Annotated in this window: 15 protein-coding genes; 4 read left to right on the forward strand and 11 right to left on the reverse strand. The window is 35.7% G+C overall.

Features of this window, described 5'->3' with window-relative positions:
* Positions 1-379 precede the first annotated feature (379 nt).
* From NTHER_RS13130 to NTHER_RS13150, 5 genes are all read right to left on the reverse strand, one after another.
* Positions 380-2122 (reverse strand): sigma 54-interacting transcriptional regulator, encoded by a 1743-nt coding sequence (locus NTHER_RS13130; protein WP_148206869.1) that lies wholly within the window; start codon positions 2120-2122, stop codon positions 380-382.
* A gap of 32 nt (positions 2123-2154) precedes the next feature.
* Complete coding sequence (locus NTHER_RS13135) at positions 2155-3579, reverse strand: hypothetical protein (protein WP_012448998.1); 1425 nt, start codon at positions 3577-3579, stop codon at positions 2155-2157.
* Between the two features lie 75 nt (positions 3580-3654).
* The gene (locus tag NTHER_RS13140; RefSeq protein ID WP_012448999.1) at positions 3655-4566 is read right to left on the reverse strand and encodes a hypothetical protein; all 912 of its coding nucleotides are present in this window, start codon (positions 4564-4566) and stop codon (positions 3655-3657) included.
* A gap of 98 nt (positions 4567-4664) precedes the next feature.
* Positions 4665-6083: a DUF4179 domain-containing protein gene (locus NTHER_RS13145; RefSeq protein ID WP_012449000.1), complete on the reverse strand. Its 1419-nt coding sequence runs from the start codon at positions 6081-6083 to the stop codon at positions 4665-4667.
* Positions 6076-6612, reverse strand: coding sequence for a sigma-70 family RNA polymerase sigma factor (locus tag NTHER_RS13150; RefSeq protein WP_012449001.1), 537 nt, complete (start codon positions 6610-6612; stop codon positions 6076-6078). Before NTHER_RS13150 ends, NTHER_RS13145 begins: the two co-directional genes overlap by 8 nt.
* 504 nt (positions 6613-7116) lie before the next feature.
* Here NTHER_RS13150 and NTHER_RS13155 point away from each other — a divergent pair.
* On the forward strand, positions 7117-7821 hold the full coding sequence (locus tag NTHER_RS13155; RefSeq protein WP_012449002.1) for a hypothetical protein: 705 nt from the start codon (positions 7117-7119) through the stop codon (positions 7819-7821).
* Between the two features lie 212 nt (positions 7822-8033).
* Here NTHER_RS13155 and NTHER_RS13160 read toward each other — a convergent pair whose 3' ends face one another.
* A complete protein-coding gene (locus tag NTHER_RS13160; protein WP_012447570.1) occupies positions 8034-9233 on the reverse strand; it encodes an IS110 family RNA-guided transposase in 1200 nt (399 codons plus the stop codon).
* 299 nt (positions 9234-9532) lie between these two features.
* Between NTHER_RS13160 and NTHER_RS13165 the strand changes: the two genes are divergently transcribed.
* Together NTHER_RS13165 and NTHER_RS13170 are read left to right on the forward strand one after the other, a co-directional pair.
* Positions 9533-10039: a hypothetical protein gene (locus NTHER_RS13165; protein ID WP_012449003.1), complete on the forward strand. Its 507-nt coding sequence runs from the start codon at positions 9533-9535 to the stop codon at positions 10037-10039.
* Positions 10040-10118: 79 nt separating this feature from the next.
* Positions 10119-10712 (forward strand): leucine-rich repeat domain-containing protein, encoded by a 594-nt coding sequence (locus NTHER_RS13170; protein ID WP_012449004.1) that lies wholly within the window; start codon positions 10119-10121, stop codon positions 10710-10712.
* Between the two features lie 13 nt (positions 10713-10725).
* On the opposite strand, the gene NTHER_RS13175 is transcribed toward NTHER_RS13170, so the two are convergent.
* From NTHER_RS13175 to NTHER_RS13190, 4 genes are all read right to left on the reverse strand, one after another.
* On the reverse strand, positions 10726-11268 hold the full coding sequence (locus tag NTHER_RS13175) for a hypothetical protein (RefSeq protein WP_012449005.1): 543 nt from the start codon (positions 11266-11268) through the stop codon (positions 10726-10728).
* Positions 11269-11351: 83 nt separating this feature from the next.
* Positions 11352-11972, reverse strand: coding sequence for a hypothetical protein (locus NTHER_RS13180; protein WP_012449006.1), 621 nt, complete (start codon positions 11970-11972; stop codon positions 11352-11354).
* Positions 11973-12160: 188 nt separating this feature from the next.
* Positions 12161-12760: a hypothetical protein gene (locus NTHER_RS13185; RefSeq protein WP_148206940.1), complete on the reverse strand. Its 600-nt coding sequence runs from the start codon at positions 12758-12760 to the stop codon at positions 12161-12163.
* Between the two features lie 64 nt (positions 12761-12824).
* Positions 12825-14204 carry an MATE family efflux transporter gene (locus NTHER_RS13190; RefSeq protein ID WP_012449008.1) on the reverse strand — a complete coding sequence of 460 codons (1380 nt, stop codon included), beginning with the start codon at positions 14202-14204 and terminating at the stop codon, positions 12825-12827.
* A 231-nt stretch (positions 14205-14435) separates the two neighbouring features.
* On the opposite strand from NTHER_RS13190, the gene NTHER_RS13195 reads away from it, so the two are divergent.
* Complete coding sequence (locus tag NTHER_RS13195; RefSeq protein WP_012449009.1) at positions 14436-15065, forward strand: restriction endonuclease; 630 nt, start codon at positions 14436-14438, stop codon at positions 15063-15065.
* Between the two features lie 159 nt (positions 15066-15224).
* Here the strand turns inward: NTHER_RS13195 and NTHER_RS15445 are convergent, their stop codons facing one another.
* The gene (locus NTHER_RS15445) at positions 15225-16103 is read right to left on the reverse strand and encodes a DnaJ domain-containing protein (protein ID WP_012449010.1); all 879 of its coding nucleotides are present in this window, start codon (positions 16101-16103) and stop codon (positions 15225-15227) included.
* Positions 16104-16125 lie beyond the last annotated feature (22 nt).

Consider the following 16125-nt stretch of genomic DNA (forward strand, 5'->3'; position numbering starts at 1 on the left):
TCCCTTGTAGGGGAGGTTGAGCCGTATCTTGGATATTATGAAATTGCATGTTTTTTGTGACAATTTGATAAAGTTGTCTACTGTGATAGACAGTTTGGGTTTTAAGGGGTAGAGATAAATGTCTACCGAAATAGACATGTCTAACTATGGGGACAGTTGGGATAGTTAGGACAGTTAGAGATAGTTAGGACAGTTAGGGCAACTTCAAAGATTTTTAACTAAAATATATCGCCGCTAACTCATGACTAAAGTCACGAAAGTGCGTGATGAGAATGCGTGATGGAATGCGTGATGGAACGCGTGATAAGAATGCGCGATAAGAATGCGTGATGAGAATGCGCGTGATGGAATGCGTAGACGAGATTGCGTGACGAATTTTTCAAGTAGTTTGGTCTGAAATATTATATTCTTCGAGTTTTTTGTATAAGCCCGATCTGTGAATATTTAAGAGTTCGGCTGCTTTTTTCTTGTTATTATTAGTCTGTTTTAGGGCGGTTTCAATGGCCAGTTTTTCGGCTTCTTTGACTACTGATCTGAGCTCTAAATTATGCAAATTTATTTCATGGGATTTACTATTACTGTTATTTTGCTGTTCTTCTGCCCCAGCCCATGTTAATAAATACTGGGGAATGCAGTCTTTTGTAATAATATTGCCTTTTGCCACATTCATTGACCTTTCCAACACATTTTTCAGTTCCCGGATATTGCCGGGCCAGTGATAGGAATTTAATATTTTATTTGCTTCCGAAGAAACGCCATTGACATTTAGACCCATTTCGTCATTCAAGTCTTTGATTATAAAATTGATCAGCTTTTCTAAATCATCTTTCATCTCCCTCAATGGCGGAACATTAATATTAAATACATTCAAGCGATAATAAAGGTCTTCTCGAAATTTGTCCTGAGCAATCAACTGTTCTAAATTTCTGTTCGTAGAGGCTATAATTCTGACATCTAAATCAATTACCCGCTCACTTCCTATTCTTTGCACTTCCCGTTCTTGTAGGGCTCGCAGTAGTTTCACCTGCATATCAAAGGGCATATCGCCGATTTCGTCTAAAAATATGGTTCCTCCATTGGCAAGTTCAAATTTTCCAGGTTTCCCTTCTTTGTTAGCACCCGTAAAGGCACCTTTTTCATAACCAAAGAGTTCCGCTTCCAATAGATTTTCTGGAATAGCTGCACAGTTAACCCTGATAAAGGCCCCGTATCTTCTTAAGCTCCCATCGTGAATGGCATGGGCGAATAATTCCTTCCCGGTACCGCTTTCACCTCGGATAAGGACGGTGGAATCACTTTGAGAAGCTATTTTAGCCATTTCTTTGGCTTCTATGATTTTTTTACTTGAACCCACTATATTCTCAAAATTATATTTACTACCCTTGAGCTTTCTGACTTCACCTTTATAATAATCGAGTTCGTTAGTAGCAGCGTCTAACCTTTCAGCCAGGGCTTTTACTTCTTTGATATCTCTAAACAACACTTTTCCTAAAACCCCAACTATCTCCCCTTCTTCATAAATGGGGACTCTGGTAGCCACCATTTCGCAGCCTTTGATTTTTTGAATTTCTCCTATTTCCGGCTTCCCCGTCTCCAGAACTTTATGCATTCTGGTATTTTCAATAACTTCTGTCACATGTTTTCCCAGTGCTTCTTGTTCCGAAATCCCGGTAAACTGTTGATAAGCACTATTGAACTTAGTAATTATTCCATTGTGATCTATCATAACTATGCCATCATAGGCTTTTTCCAGCACATTTTCCATGGCATTAGCAGATGATCTGGCATTAGAAAGTTCTCTTTTAAGTTTGACGGAGTCCGATATATCTTCAAATATATAGTAATTACCGAGATGGCATTGATTTTCAATAGTAGGTTCAATAATAGGTGTTTTTATAACGGATAATGTTTTCCCGTAATAATTTATCCTTCTTTGTGATTCCTTTTTACCTTCGGTTATAGTATCACTCTTCTTTAAGTCATCGGGTATAAAAATAATCCCTTCAATTTTTTCCCCTAAGTGATTGTGACTAATGTTAAAAGTTTCTTCTGCTTTATAATTAAAACACTCTATTTTGTTGTGCTCATCGGTAACTATTAGAGCATCATTTATAGCATTCATTAAGCTATCAAACAAAGTTTCCTTGTTAATTTTTAGACACCTCCGTTTTGTTTCTTGTATTTTAAAGCTTGATCTTCGGACATATTGTTAATTGTATATTCTTCTCCGGTTTCTGCATTAATTAAAACAAATCGATATCCATCCTTAACTCGGACAGGGAATCTCCATAATAGCTCGTCAGAGAGAGCGTAGAGTTGCCCTTCGGCTAGTACTTCATTTCTGGGGTTGAGTTGTTCTTTTGCTTCGTCTACGTCAACCTTTATTTCGTGACTTGCCAGATTTTCTTTCATATATTCTAGTTTTTCTTTAAGAAAATCTCTTCTTCTAAATTCTTCAATGGTGCCATCATCAAGGGTGACTGTCATATCAATAGTGCGCCTTCTAGTCAGTATATCATCCCACTTTTCGAGAAATGTCAATTCCACCTTCCCGTCTTCTTTTTTAAGACCGTCAAGGAAAAATTCATCTTCCTGTAACCCAACATTTTCTGTCAAAAAGTCTTTTGCCTTTGTAACAGCTTCTCTTTTATCTAAATTAATTTCGTCGACCACGATATATTCTGCCATGTTAGTATCATTATAGCTGTTTCTGTCCCCACACACAATTTTGTGCTCGATAACTTCATCGTACTTATTAATCTCAAGCTCAGCCCGATCATGTTCTCTAAACTCAACAGTATAACGAGCAGGAGTATCTGCACCTTGACCCGTCCTAGTTATTTCATGATCAAGTCCATGAAGATCCAATTGTCCTTGCAAATGTTCTTTTGCAATAGCCTTTGACTCATCTTGTTTTTCCTCAACTAGCTCCTCTGTGTCCATTCGATCATCAAGGTCTATCTGGAACCGTTCCTCTTCATCGGAATCCTTCCCATCATCCTTGAGCGAATCCACATAACCATATTGATAAAAATCATTGTTTTCCGTGTATTTATCTATCTCAGTAAGGTGAGATTCTATTTTGTCGTAATCATCATCCTTTAAGTTAATGTGGATATCATTGAGTTTTTCATGAAGTCTTTGATATTCATCCATCATAGATATAAGCAAATCCTCTGTTTCTTCGGTGAAGCCTTCTTCTTGTATCCAACCGACCAGGCTCATTGTATTATCATTTAATGATGAAAAATCAGTATATAGCTGAGATAGATTTGTAAAAGAATCGTATCTCCTTAATTTTCTAATGGCAGATTCAAAATCACTGGAGTTATTTCGTATCTTCTCTAAATTATCTTGTTTTGTCTGTTCATTTCCCGTTGCCAGGGCATTATAGCCCCAATGAACTATCATATTTGATTTGTATATACTATCTATCAATTGTTCATTTTTTGTCTCATTTACAATTGATTCGGCTTCGGTTTTCTGTTGATAAAGAAAGTAATTGGCGGATAAGCTGATAAATAGTATTAATCCTATTGCAATGAAAAAGCTTCTTTTTTTCTTATCAGTCCAGTGCAATATATTCACTCCCATCTTTTATGGTGCGTCAAAACCCACATACAAACCATCTAAATCCATGTAGTTAAAATCAAATTAATAATTTATCTGATCAATCATTTTCAAATCCATGTGAGGTAATTCAGATCCGTCTCTTGGCCCAAGAGGTACATTAATCTCTCCAATACTAATCATTAATTCCCCGTCCCAAAATTCATCATCTTCTATCTCAAACTTGTGTTCATACTGATAGGTAGAATCAGATAAAGTGTTTCTATTATTATAAGTTCTTCTTGCTGATAGTGTTTCGTCTTCTCCTACTTTGCTAATTAAATTCACTTGTGTTGTAAAACCATGCTCAAATTGATCCGAATTGGTCTCACCTTTAAAGTTAATTTTATCTAAGCCTTCATCATTTCGTTCGGGTTCAGCAAGTTCTCCTTTATAGGTCCCTATTCCAGGTATATCTATGGTGAATTTTTCACCAGGAGTTGTGGGCACTTCTTTTTGAACCCGTTTCGTTAACTCAGCATTGTACAGATAAAAGGTTAAGTCTTGCTCTAAGTCCAAACCATTAGAGAGGTCCCGGTATCGGTATTCATACCTGAAATAATCTTCAGCCAAGTTTTTCCTAGCTCTGCTATATAGGTCCGCTTCAACTAATAAGGGCTTTGAATTTTCGCTTGTAGTATTATCTTGTTGCTTTATCAATAGCCACGGAGGATATTGTAGTTTCAGATCTAAGTCATCAAGGTCAGGATTTAGTTCATAATCAACCAGCATAATGAGTCTATAATGATATAAAATCATTTCCCTGGGCTTTAAAACTAAGTTCCCATCAAGGGTTTCTATTTCCATTTCTCCTTCTAGGTCGATGACTTGTTCATCGAAAAAGAGGTTAAAATTCCAATTATTCCTGTACCCGGCACACCCTACTATAAGTAGAATCAGTAATACAATAACACCAAATATACTAACAACTTTTTTTAAACTTATTTTTGAGAACATATAAATTACTCTCCATTTTTGATATTAAAATACACGCGGTTTGCCTCACTCCGTCTTCTTTAACGGCTACTGGCGGTCTGGGATTACGTCAGTCAAGATTATTCAGATGGATATTCTAATGGTAGTTCTATTTTATCATGAAATTCTAGATTGAGTCCTACCCTGGATAAATTAATGTCCATTTCATCTTCGATATTAGTATCATAATGGAAGGTCTTAATGGTATAGTCTTTATCTTGGAAATGTTTGGTTGAGGTTTCCCCGGTACGTTCACCATTAACTCTAATCGAACTTACAGCCAAAGTATCAGGAATTTTAAATGTAACCTCACCATTTTGAGTGATATCTTTGATCTGTAGTTCTTCATCCATATACTCTATGCTTTTTGGGATTTCTTCTGTTCGCACAGTATGATGTTTTTCTGTATCATCACCTACTTGGACATAATCAAAGCCTAAGTATAATTCATCTATATCTTCAAGTTCAAAGTAAAGTGAAGGAACGAAATAAAAGGTTTTTTTGTGTCGTTTATCTGCTGAAGCCGTCGATAATAAGGTTCCTTCTTGGACGTAGCGATTTCCTTCATTGTCCATCAAGTACATATTATCATATCCGACTATTGAGTAACTATCACTCATATTAGTCTCAGTATCTATTTTCATCCTGGTAGGATTAACCGTCAAGTCTTTTATATGAAACTCTCCATGGGGAATTTCTGCTTTATTATCTATACTATATGTTTCCGAGTGCATAATATCTTCTGGTTCAAAGTCTATATCTAAGTTCTCTATCTCAGTTAAGACTTCTTCTTGGTCATCACTGTGTCGTTCTACAGAAACTGATAAATTTAGTTCAGAAGGATCTTCCTCTAGAAATTCCTGTAATTCTCCTTGGCTAAAATTCTTTTCTGCCCTAGCTTTAATGTACTGATGTGATTCAGTATCATAATCATAAGAAATTCTTGGACCACCATGTTCGAAATCTAAAAAATCAACTGCAACTACTATATGGGGGGATCTGTCCTCATCCTCTGTTCTCTCACCAGGTAAAGTTGTGTCATTGGAATACTGTTCTTCTAAAAGTTCAGTTATTTTGTCTCCAGAAACCAGTAATGATAAAGTCATTCTTCCTTCATCAATCATTATATTTTCGAATGTAAACTTAATATCATCTTGTTCTATAGTAAATCCATCTATTTCGTCATATCCCATTTCCTGAGCGTGTTCAGTACCCCTGTCACCTTTAAACCAATCAGCGGCAGCCCCTATTATCGGTATCTCGGAAGCATAAGCGTAAAATCCGGGAAATATATTAACCGAACCAGCAAATATGAATATGATAAATAATGCAGCTGTTAGAGATTTTGTCATTAACTTCTTAAGCTTGAGGGGTCTTTTACGCTTATAAGTGGATTCAACCGTGTCAATAATTTTCTTGTCAAGGTTTTCTGGGACTGACACTTTATCTTGTTCCTCTTTGATCTGCTTTTTGATAACATCTTCGAAATCTTTAACCACTATTATACACCTCCTTAATCTCAAGCTTTTTCCTAAGTATTTTCAGGTTTTTATATAAGCGTGTCCTGACTGTGCCTTCTGGCAAGTTCACCAAGCCGGCAATTTCGTCCAGAGTATAACCCATATAGTACTTCAGATGGATAATTAACCTATCTTGAGGATGTAAGTCTTTAAGTGAATTATTGAGATCAATATTGTCTTCTCGATCGAGTTGTTTTTCTGTATGAGTTTCTGTAACTGCTCCCTGCATTTCTTCATCCATATTAATGACCTTATTATTTTTTCTAAGGATTTTTTGTGATTCATTAATTGTTATCCTGATGAACCACGTTTTGAAGTATTGAGGTTTCTTTAATTGTTCAATATTTAATAGAGCTTTTTCTACTGCGCTGCACACCGCATCCATACTATCTTGTTCATTTTGTAGGTAGCAGTAAGCTACTTTATAAGCTTCATCTTTTATTTTAAGAACAATCTCTGTAAAACTATTTTTGTCACCCTGTTTTGCCTGTTTAACTAGCTGCTCCATTGCTAACCTCCTTTCATTAGTTAGATCCATGGAAAGGCCAAATAGTTTTAGTAAATTATAAAAAAAAGATTGTATTAAGGTTGTATTGATGTTTAATGTTGATAACTATAAGTTTCATACTCACACTTTTTGAGGGCCCCAGTACCGCTCCCTCTGGACCGCTCCCTCTGCATATTATCAACCGGAATTTTCATTGTTGCTGTTTGCAACTGGTAGGAATGTGTTTCATCGAGCTTATCGGTGTCTTCTTTAATAATTAGATATTTCCTCCACAAAATCAGATATAATTTTCAATTTTTCAAAGTTAAATACAGACTAGTAAGGGCACGAGTTGTACTATTCGAGATTATAGACAGGAAGAATCAGCCCTACAACAGAAAAAATAAACCAAATCAAATCGAGATACAGGATTATATAAAGGAGGTGAATGGATTTCTTATAAGCTATAAATGAATTTTAAAGAAATGTTTCAAGTACTTACTAAATTGAAAGGAGATTTCTAAAGTGAAAAAATATGTTAGTGTAGTTTTAACTTTCTTGTTGGTTTTTAGCAGTTTCTCTATGGCTAGTGTTGAAGCTTCACAATACCAGGAACTGACCAAAGAGTTGGCAGAAGAGTTAGAGAAATATATTTATCCAAAACGCGATGGTACAATGTACTTTGATATAGAAAGAGCTAAAAAAGAAGGGTATAATGAGCAACAACTAAACGAGGTACAAGAAGTAATTGACAGAATGAATGAAAGTATCGAAAAAGGATATATTACTGTAGGTGAAACTGAAAATGATAAGAGAATTAGTAAAATGGAAGATGAAGACTTCGACCCTGAGCATTGGAGCCCTTCACCAGTAAAATCACAAGCTAGAAAAGCATTTTGTTTAAGCCATAGTCAAGCGGAAGATTTGGAAAAACATCTTAGAGAAGAAGGTCTATCTGATTTTGCAACTTTTCTAGGTGGAGCTGCAATATCTGGGGCAGGTTTATATAAAGTTTTTGGAGCATATTCTTTTGTCGGAAGTACTTTATGGGGTGCTGTTACTATGGGAGGTCAATATGATGATTTAAGAAATGGTTTGGTAGATGCAGCCTGGGAAATGGATGATGATCAATACGTTGTGATAACCTCCAGGGTAGAACATGTTTGGCATAGATTCGGGGATTGGACTGATGAAGAACCACCAGATGAACAAAATTCAGAGAATATTTAGGAAAAGATATAGAAAATCATCGAGTAGATAGTGATGCACTAGAAAATTATATTGACTAAACAAATCTTTGTTCAGATGCATATTATCTATTAACTTTAAAACACACCCTTCTTAATTTAAGATTCTCTATGTAAAGGGTAAACTGATGTAAAATTTTGGAAATCAGGGATGTAGTAATCCAAAGCTAAAATTTTGCTCTTTTAAAAACTAAATTAAGCAGCGTGTTTTTCTCTAGCTTTTAAGAATTTGTTTTCATTGTAGGGTTCTTTGTTCAGCCACATAGCATAGAGTATCCTGACCCAAATATTAGCTAGAGCCCTTGCAGCCTCATGATGCTGTTTGCCTTCTTTTCGCTTTCTGAGGTAATAATCTCTGGCCCAGGGGACCCACCTCGCAGTTTGAAGAGCAAATTGATGCAAAGCGTTTCTAAAAGGTTTAATACAAGAATGCCGCCTTTTCACAATACGCATTTTGCCACTTTGATGTAGTACTGGTGAAGTTCCCGCAAGGGCTTGGACTACCGAGGCGTCAGCATAACGGCTTCTATCATCTCCCCACTCTGCCAGCAGCCTCGGTGCTATACGCTTACCGGCACCTGGCAAGCTTTCAAAAAGTTTACTGTCAGAGTGGGACTTAAAAAGTTTTTCAATTTCCCTGTCATACTCTTTAATGTGCTCTAATAAAGGCTCTAGCTGATCAAGGATAGTAAATAAAAACTTAGACTTGGCAGAACAAATAGCCCTGTTACCTTCTAAATTACGTCTTTGAAGCTTTGTGAATATTTCATTAGCTTTAGATAAAGGGTTAGGATGATTTTGCTTTTTCAAAAACTTGTAGATATCATCTCTGCTAGCTTTACGAGCCTGTTTTGGAGTAGGATATTTTCTTAAGAAAGCTAGAGAGATAGGTAGAGTTATTTTAGAAAATAATTCAAGAGCTACAGGATAGTATTCTTTCAGTGTTGAAATCAGCCTATTTGTTAGCCTAGTACTTTCTTGTATAAGGGCGTCTTGATCTCTGGTGAGTACTTTAAGCTCTTGGATATGTTCCGAATCAGGCTCTAGCTTATGTAAGTCATGGAGCTCTGATCTGCCCATATTAGCTAGTATTTTAGCATCAATAAAGTCAGTTTTAGCCCCGGAAGCTTTTCGTCTAGCATCAACTAGCTTGGGGTTAACAGAATAAACAGTGAAGTTATTTTCTAAAAGATATTGAGTTAAAAGTCCATGTTTGGTTTCAATTAAGCAGCAGAAGTTTTCAGGATTATCGTCATGTTTCAAAAGTTTAGTTTCTAAAGTTTCAAATCCATCTTGAGAATGTTGAATAGTGAAGTTATCTAGTTCTCTACCATCGCCACTCATGACCAGGATATCATGTTTTGTATCAGCCCAATCAATCCCAACAAAGTACATCTTAAGACCTCCTTTAGGTGATGGTATTTAGTAGCAGTGGTGATCCTCGTCTAGCATCGGTGCTCGAGGCACAACTTCTCTATAGTCCGTAACTGCTACTTATGGTATCCGGGGAAGACATTTCTTAAATAAGCAGTCACACTGGCTAGGAGGTGATGGTCTTTCCCCGGATGGCCACCTTTACTTTATTATTACGTGATCCAAGAGGGACTTTCCTGCCCTTCTATAAATAACTATAACAGACGAGAGGGGTGTGTTATTATTTCAGTCAAAGAGGTTGACATGCAAGGAGGGTAACTTTGAAATTAACTGGTATATTACCAACTATTATTGAACGGAATAACAAGTATGTCGTATATCCGTTAGGCCCTTTGGGGAGGGGGTTCTTTATTTCTAAAAATAAAAAGAATACTCTCAGGGAATTTATCAAACTTTACATTGGCTTTGTTGTATTTTATATACTGGTATTTTACAGCATTGATACAGGCCCGATATTTGAGCTACCAATAACTACTGCGTTTTTTCTAGGCGTTGTTGGCGGTTTTCTAATCACTAGATTACTGGTATTTAACGAAACAACCTGCCATGAAAGGCTCACTGCTTTAGAGCGATCAAGAAAATCAAAAGGAATTGATTTATTCATATATTTAATATCAGCTTTAATATTGTTATTTCTGTCCATATATTATTTATTTCAAACAGAAAGTCTTGTTTGGTTTTTGGGAATCCTGGCCTTGTTTTATTATTTAGTAACATGCCTGGATTCCATTTTGATAATAAAAACTAAATATTTTAATTTTAATTGACGCGCTAAAAGCATTAGATTTTTAATGGAAATATATGGTACAATAAAGAAAAGGCTCAACCCTCAAGGAGGTCACTTCTATGGCAAGATATCAATTGCCAAGATATCAAAAGATTATAGCAGGGGTAATCGTATTATTTGTTTTAGCTATTGTCTTGGATTATTACTTTGACGATGATATAGTCCGCATTTCCGATCCAGAGCTTCGAGAACACATTCGTCGGGAGTTAAACAAAGAACCTTATATGACTGTATTAAGTATTGGAGATGATATTAAACCAAAAGATATGGAAGAGTTGACTACTATTGGTATAGCAGGGGTTGAGGCGGATAATATTAAAAATTTAGAAGGCATTGAATACGCTACAAATTTGGAAGAACTATATCTACCATGGAATAAAATTAAAGACCTCTCACCTTTAAGTGAACTGGAGGATTTAAAAGAACTAGATCTCCAAAATAATAATATAGAAGATATCACCCCGATAGGTGACTTGCAAAACCTAGAAAAGCTAAATCTATTTGGAAATGAAGTTAAAGATATCAAACCACTTCTTGAACTGGATAACTTAGAAAAAGTAGTTTTGGAAAATAATAATTTAGATCTTGATGATGAAGAAACAAAAAAAGTAATTAAAGAATTGGACGACAGAAATGTAGAAGTTAAGTATTAAATAATTTTAAAAGTTAATTTAAGCCAATTTCAAAAATTGTATTTTCATGCTCATCTCTAAAGAAAACCTTTTGTAACTGGCGGTAAGCTTCCTCGGTTGGCGGTGTATAGGAAATTATTCTTATATTTTTATTTAGATCACTCTCGTTATGATAGCTCCTAGCAATTTTATGGGGTAAGTCTGTATCGTCTTGCCCATTTTCAAAGGATATATGAATATCAGATAAATCTTCAGCTAAGCCCTCGTCATCCAACTTAAAAATCACAAAGTTTTGTTTTTCTCCCAATAAGTGATACATTTCCATCTGCTCTTTTTTAACTGATTCGCTAATTGTAAAGCCATCAAATAAATTATCAAAATTTATATCATCTTTATCTTTAATTCGGGATAATTTATCGTAAATTTCTTTTTCTTCAGAATACTCTTCTTCTAAATGTGAGTCTTTTGAATCTAAGTCTTGATTAGTAGTGAAATCATTGTCACAAGCAGCTAAGATAAATATGTTTAAAACTACAAGCATGAATATGCTAAACCGCAATTTGGTAGTATTAAACATGGTTTGTGCACCACCTTTTAACAAAAATGTTTGCAGGGAAAGGCTATCCCTGCAAACATTTTATATTATAAACAACCTGATTTTCAATCCTTTAGAATTTCTTTATCTACTTTTTCACCATCAACTACTGTATATCTTTCAACTCTGTCGGGCTCCACATCAGAATCTGTCATTGCATTAGCACCATCATCGTAATACTCGATATCAATATTTACTCCCGTCGGTTCTTCTACATAAGCAGTAGCTGTGTTATCAGTAGGTATGTCTTGGCCATCGCTTCTTATATATTCCCTTTGAATCACTTCATGAACACTAGCAATAGGTCTAGCATAACCTTTAATATATTCGCCTTCATCTAAAGGTGAAGAAGTAGTAGAACCTCCTACTGTATATGAACCTCCTTCTGTAACAGATACAGCAGCAGCTATACTACTTGAAGACACTTCAATTGTTCCTGTTACTTCAGCAGTTTCAGTAAGACTTGCTTCAGCAGTTTGTTTTTCCCCGTCTCTGTCTGCTGGTTCTCCTTCATATACTTGTTCCCATTCTCCTATTGGAGTAGTACCAACATTTTTGTTAGTGTCGTCAATTTCCCAATAATGCCAATAATTATCTGGCTCTACCGAATCCTCTGCTGCCGAAACCACACCTGTTCCAAACATCAAAATTCCTGTTAATAGCAAGACTCCAAACAGCTTAAACATAAACAAGCCCTCCTTTTTATGATATTTTAATGAATGGTTCGGTTTAAATTTTACGCGATTTCATTATTTGTTCAATACTTTTACTTTATATAGTCTGTTAGAGGGCTTATTTAGTCTTTTATGAGTCGTGAATGGAATTACATTTAAATTCTAAAATTGCGAATGTACAATTCTTTCACAAAAAAGCTTTATAACTCTTCCTTCTCCTCTACCTTAATTTTTAAAAGGAGTACCATGGTATCTTCATTGATCATTTTTTCTAGATCATCAGAGTCTTGATAATCATAAGTCGTTTTCAACTCGTCTTCTCCTTGGCGATAGACTGCCAGCAACTTTTCTTCTCCAGGTTTCAGTCCGATGGTTTCCTCCCCGATGGCATATCCCCAACTTGTCATAGTCGAATCAATAAATATATCTTTATCAATACTACTAGGACCTGTTCTGGCACCCTTTGAATATATTAGTATTTGTGAGTCGCTGTCATCAGAGTGTAAAATCCCAGCTCCTAGCTGTCCTTCAACTTCTTGTTCGGGATACAAACCATACGACAGTTCTGCCAGAGGGGAGGGTTTTACAGCTTCTCCCTGATTATATCCCTCCACCCAAATTTTGACCCAGCTTTCATCTGCTCGTAGTAATTCAAAATTAAAGTCAAATAGTGTACCAAGTGATAAGTCATTAAAGGTGTTTTCATATTCCGATTCGGGGTTAGACGAAATATAGGCAATTTTTTCATCAGATTCATCGGCAACTTTATTTTCTTCACTGCAACCAATACTAAAAAGCATAAAGGACATGAATACAATCAAAAAGAAGGACAGTAATAATATATAAGACTTATTTAGAATAAAATCACCCCCGCTGAAATTTAGCAAATATCAACTCTTTCTTCAAAGTGATATAAAGCCAGATGATCATAAAGATAAAGGATACAAATTCTGATATTGGAAAAGCAAACCAGACTAAATCTAAATTACCAGTTAATGATAAGAAATAAGCTATAGGTAAAAGTAAAATGATTTGTCGAAAAAAAGATAGTGTTAATGAGGGTATGCCTTTGCCAATAGCTTGAAAGGTGGTTGCACCTATTATGGCTGGTCCGATTATGGGAAAGGCAATACTTATTGTTTTAAATGCAGTTACCACAATATCCATTAATTCCTGGCTTTCTACAAAAGGGCCAGCAATTATTTCAGGTATAAACTGGAACCCGATAAATCCTAGACTAGTAAATCCACATGCAATTAACGCTCCATAACCAATGACTTTTTTGACCCTCTCTGCATTGCCATTACTGAAATTATAGCCTACCAAGGGAATATAACCTTGATTTAGACCGAAAACCGGCATAAAAACAAAAGATTGAATTCGGAAATATATACCGGTTGCAGACAAAGCTAAAGCATTCAAATTTCCTACAATAATGTTTAATCCGCTTATCATTATGGAAGCCAACATTTGCATTACTGCTGCAGGCAGTCCTACTGCATATATATTTTTAATTATCTCTTTATTGAATTTAAAGTTTTTTAAACCATCTCGGAATTTTGGTTTTACTTCATTTTCTCCTATCAACAGTTCATAGAAAACTACAGCAAAAGTGACCGTCTTGCTTATGACAGTTGCTATGGCAGCTCCTTGCACTTCAAGGCGAGGAATAGGTCCCATTCCATAGATCAAAATAGGGTCTAGCAAAATATTAGTAATGGCACCTGAGACCATACCTATCATGGGAATCAAAGTATTGCCCTGGCCCCTCAATGCATCACTTATTAAAAATCCAAAAAACAACGGTGATGCCCCCATTAAAATTACACGTCCATACTCGAAAGCATATTGGGCAATCAGATGATCATCGGTGAAAATATAAATAAAACTTTCTGGCAATAGGAAACCAATTAAAAAAACAACAACACTATAAATTGCAGATATAACTAAGACATGCTCTACCACACTTATAGCTCCGTTTCTGTCCCCTTTGCCTAACATTCTAGAAATCAGAGAACTGGTACCGACTCCTGTCCCCACAGAAAGTGCAATTAAAAAAAGCTGCATGGGAAAAGCCACCGAAAGTCCGGCGATGGCTTCTTCATTTACCTGTGCTACAAAAAAACTATCTATTACGTTGTAGAGAGCTTGTATTCCCATAGCTACTATTCCGGGAAGAGAAAGCTTTAATAATAGGGGTAATATAGGATCAGTACCTAGTCTATCGCTACTTGATACTTTCAAGATTTTCGACCTCCATTTCGATATACTGCTCTACCTACTCTTTAAAAATCTTATCATTTTCATATTTAAATATCTATACATTCAGGTTTGAATCACAATTAAATGTTTTGAATTTCCGTTTCTTTTGTTGTTACAGACTTATTAAATTTCGAAATTTTTTCAACACCTGAAATTTTGGGTTTTTTATGATAAAATAATGAAAATAAGATTATCATAATCGAGGTGTTGCTAATGTCAAAGGGTGGCTTATATGGTTTTTTTGCAAGAGCTTTTTTAATAGCATTAATTGTAGTTTCCATGATAGTTTATTTTATAGTCCAAGATTTAACAACCTTGATTATAGTATTTCTTTCAGGGGCAGTCTTGTTCTTTTGTATTAGTTATTATTTGATGTTATGGAATCAAAGCCGGATTATTAGAAGTGGTGTTTTAGAAGTTGATATCATGAAAGATCAGGACTTTAAAAATTTGATGTTCAAGTATTTTGAAAAGCACGGATATAACTTAGATCTTGCGGATGAAGATATAATTATAGAAAGAGATAATGAAACAAGTATTGTTAGGGCTAAAAAAGATATAGATATGGAAGAAGTTGAAAGTCTAATTGAAATTCTTGAGAGTGATAATCATATCAGTAAAGCCATTGTAGCTACTACTAAAGAGCTTGACTTCTGGTCTATTCATGATGCGTTAGAACTTTGGGATAGAGAGAAATTAATAGATCGATTGAGTAAAGTAAATGGTAGAAAAATCATCCTAGATACCGTCCAATGTGTAGAGTGTGGTAGTGGCTTGATAGAAAGACAGAAAAAGTTCGAAACTGTACTGGGCTGCCCTAAGTGCAATTGGTATACTAATTAGAGACTAAATTAATAGGATTAAATAGAGTTATTCTTTAATTTAATAAAAAGGCGACCAGCCGTTTAATCAGGGCCAGTCGCTTTAGAAAATGCCTTACACTTAATGTATTCAACTATATTCAACTAAAAATCCTCAATCGAAACTATCAAAAATATGAATTTAGTCCGCAGCTTGGCCTGTGTTGGTGCTTTCGTTTTTAATGCTCATAATATATTCCTCGGCTTCTTTGACTTTTGGAGCCTCTGTATATAACTTGTAAGCTGCCGGTATTATGTGGGTCAAAGCTCTGATCACACCAGGGATCCAGCCAAACATAAGTAACATAACCAAAGAAGTAAATATCCCTATGGGGCCAAATGCAAATCCACTAAGAGCTCCATAAAAAATCCCTTCTTTAACCCAGTGCCATCCCCAATAAAGTCCAATAGCATATAACATGCCTAATATCGCCATCCCAAAATTTGAAGATAATCCCAAAATAAATCCAATAACTGCTGCTATCCCTGTTGAAATCAAGGGTTTTTTCAGTTCATTTAAATAACCTCGATTATATTCAAGCAAACAGTCAGGGCAAGAAACTATATTAAACCTATGATAACATTCCTGGCAAAGGGGGATATTACAGAAGCCGCAACCAGACACGGCAGGTCTGTCAGGGTGTTCATTGCAAGCGACAAAATTACCCTTTTGCCCTCTTTGACTTCCTTGACTTTGTTGACTTCCTTTAGCTCCTGAATTGCTTCCTGCATTCCCGTCGCTAAAGTTGCTACTACCTGAAGCCTGCTGTTTTCCGGTCCCTGAGGATCCTTGTCCTTGCTGATTTTTTATCCTCTCATCGTATTTTTGCCGTTTATTTGGATCGCTCAATACTTCATAAGCTTGATTGAACTGTTTCATCTTATCTTCTGCTAAGTGAGCCAGGGGGTTGTCCTTGTGCTTGTCAGGATGGTATTCCTTGGCAAGCTGCCTATAAGCCTTTTCAATCTGGTCTTTATCTGCGTCTCGACTAACTCCTAAAATTTCATAATAGTTCGCCAAACTAACACCTCCTTGTAAAATT

Source organism: Natranaerobius thermophilus JW/NM-WN-LF (assembly GCF_000020005.1).
In the GTDB taxonomy this organism is placed as follows: domain Bacteria; phylum Bacillota; class Natranaerobiia; order Natranaerobiales; family Natranaerobiaceae; genus Natranaerobius; species Natranaerobius thermophilus.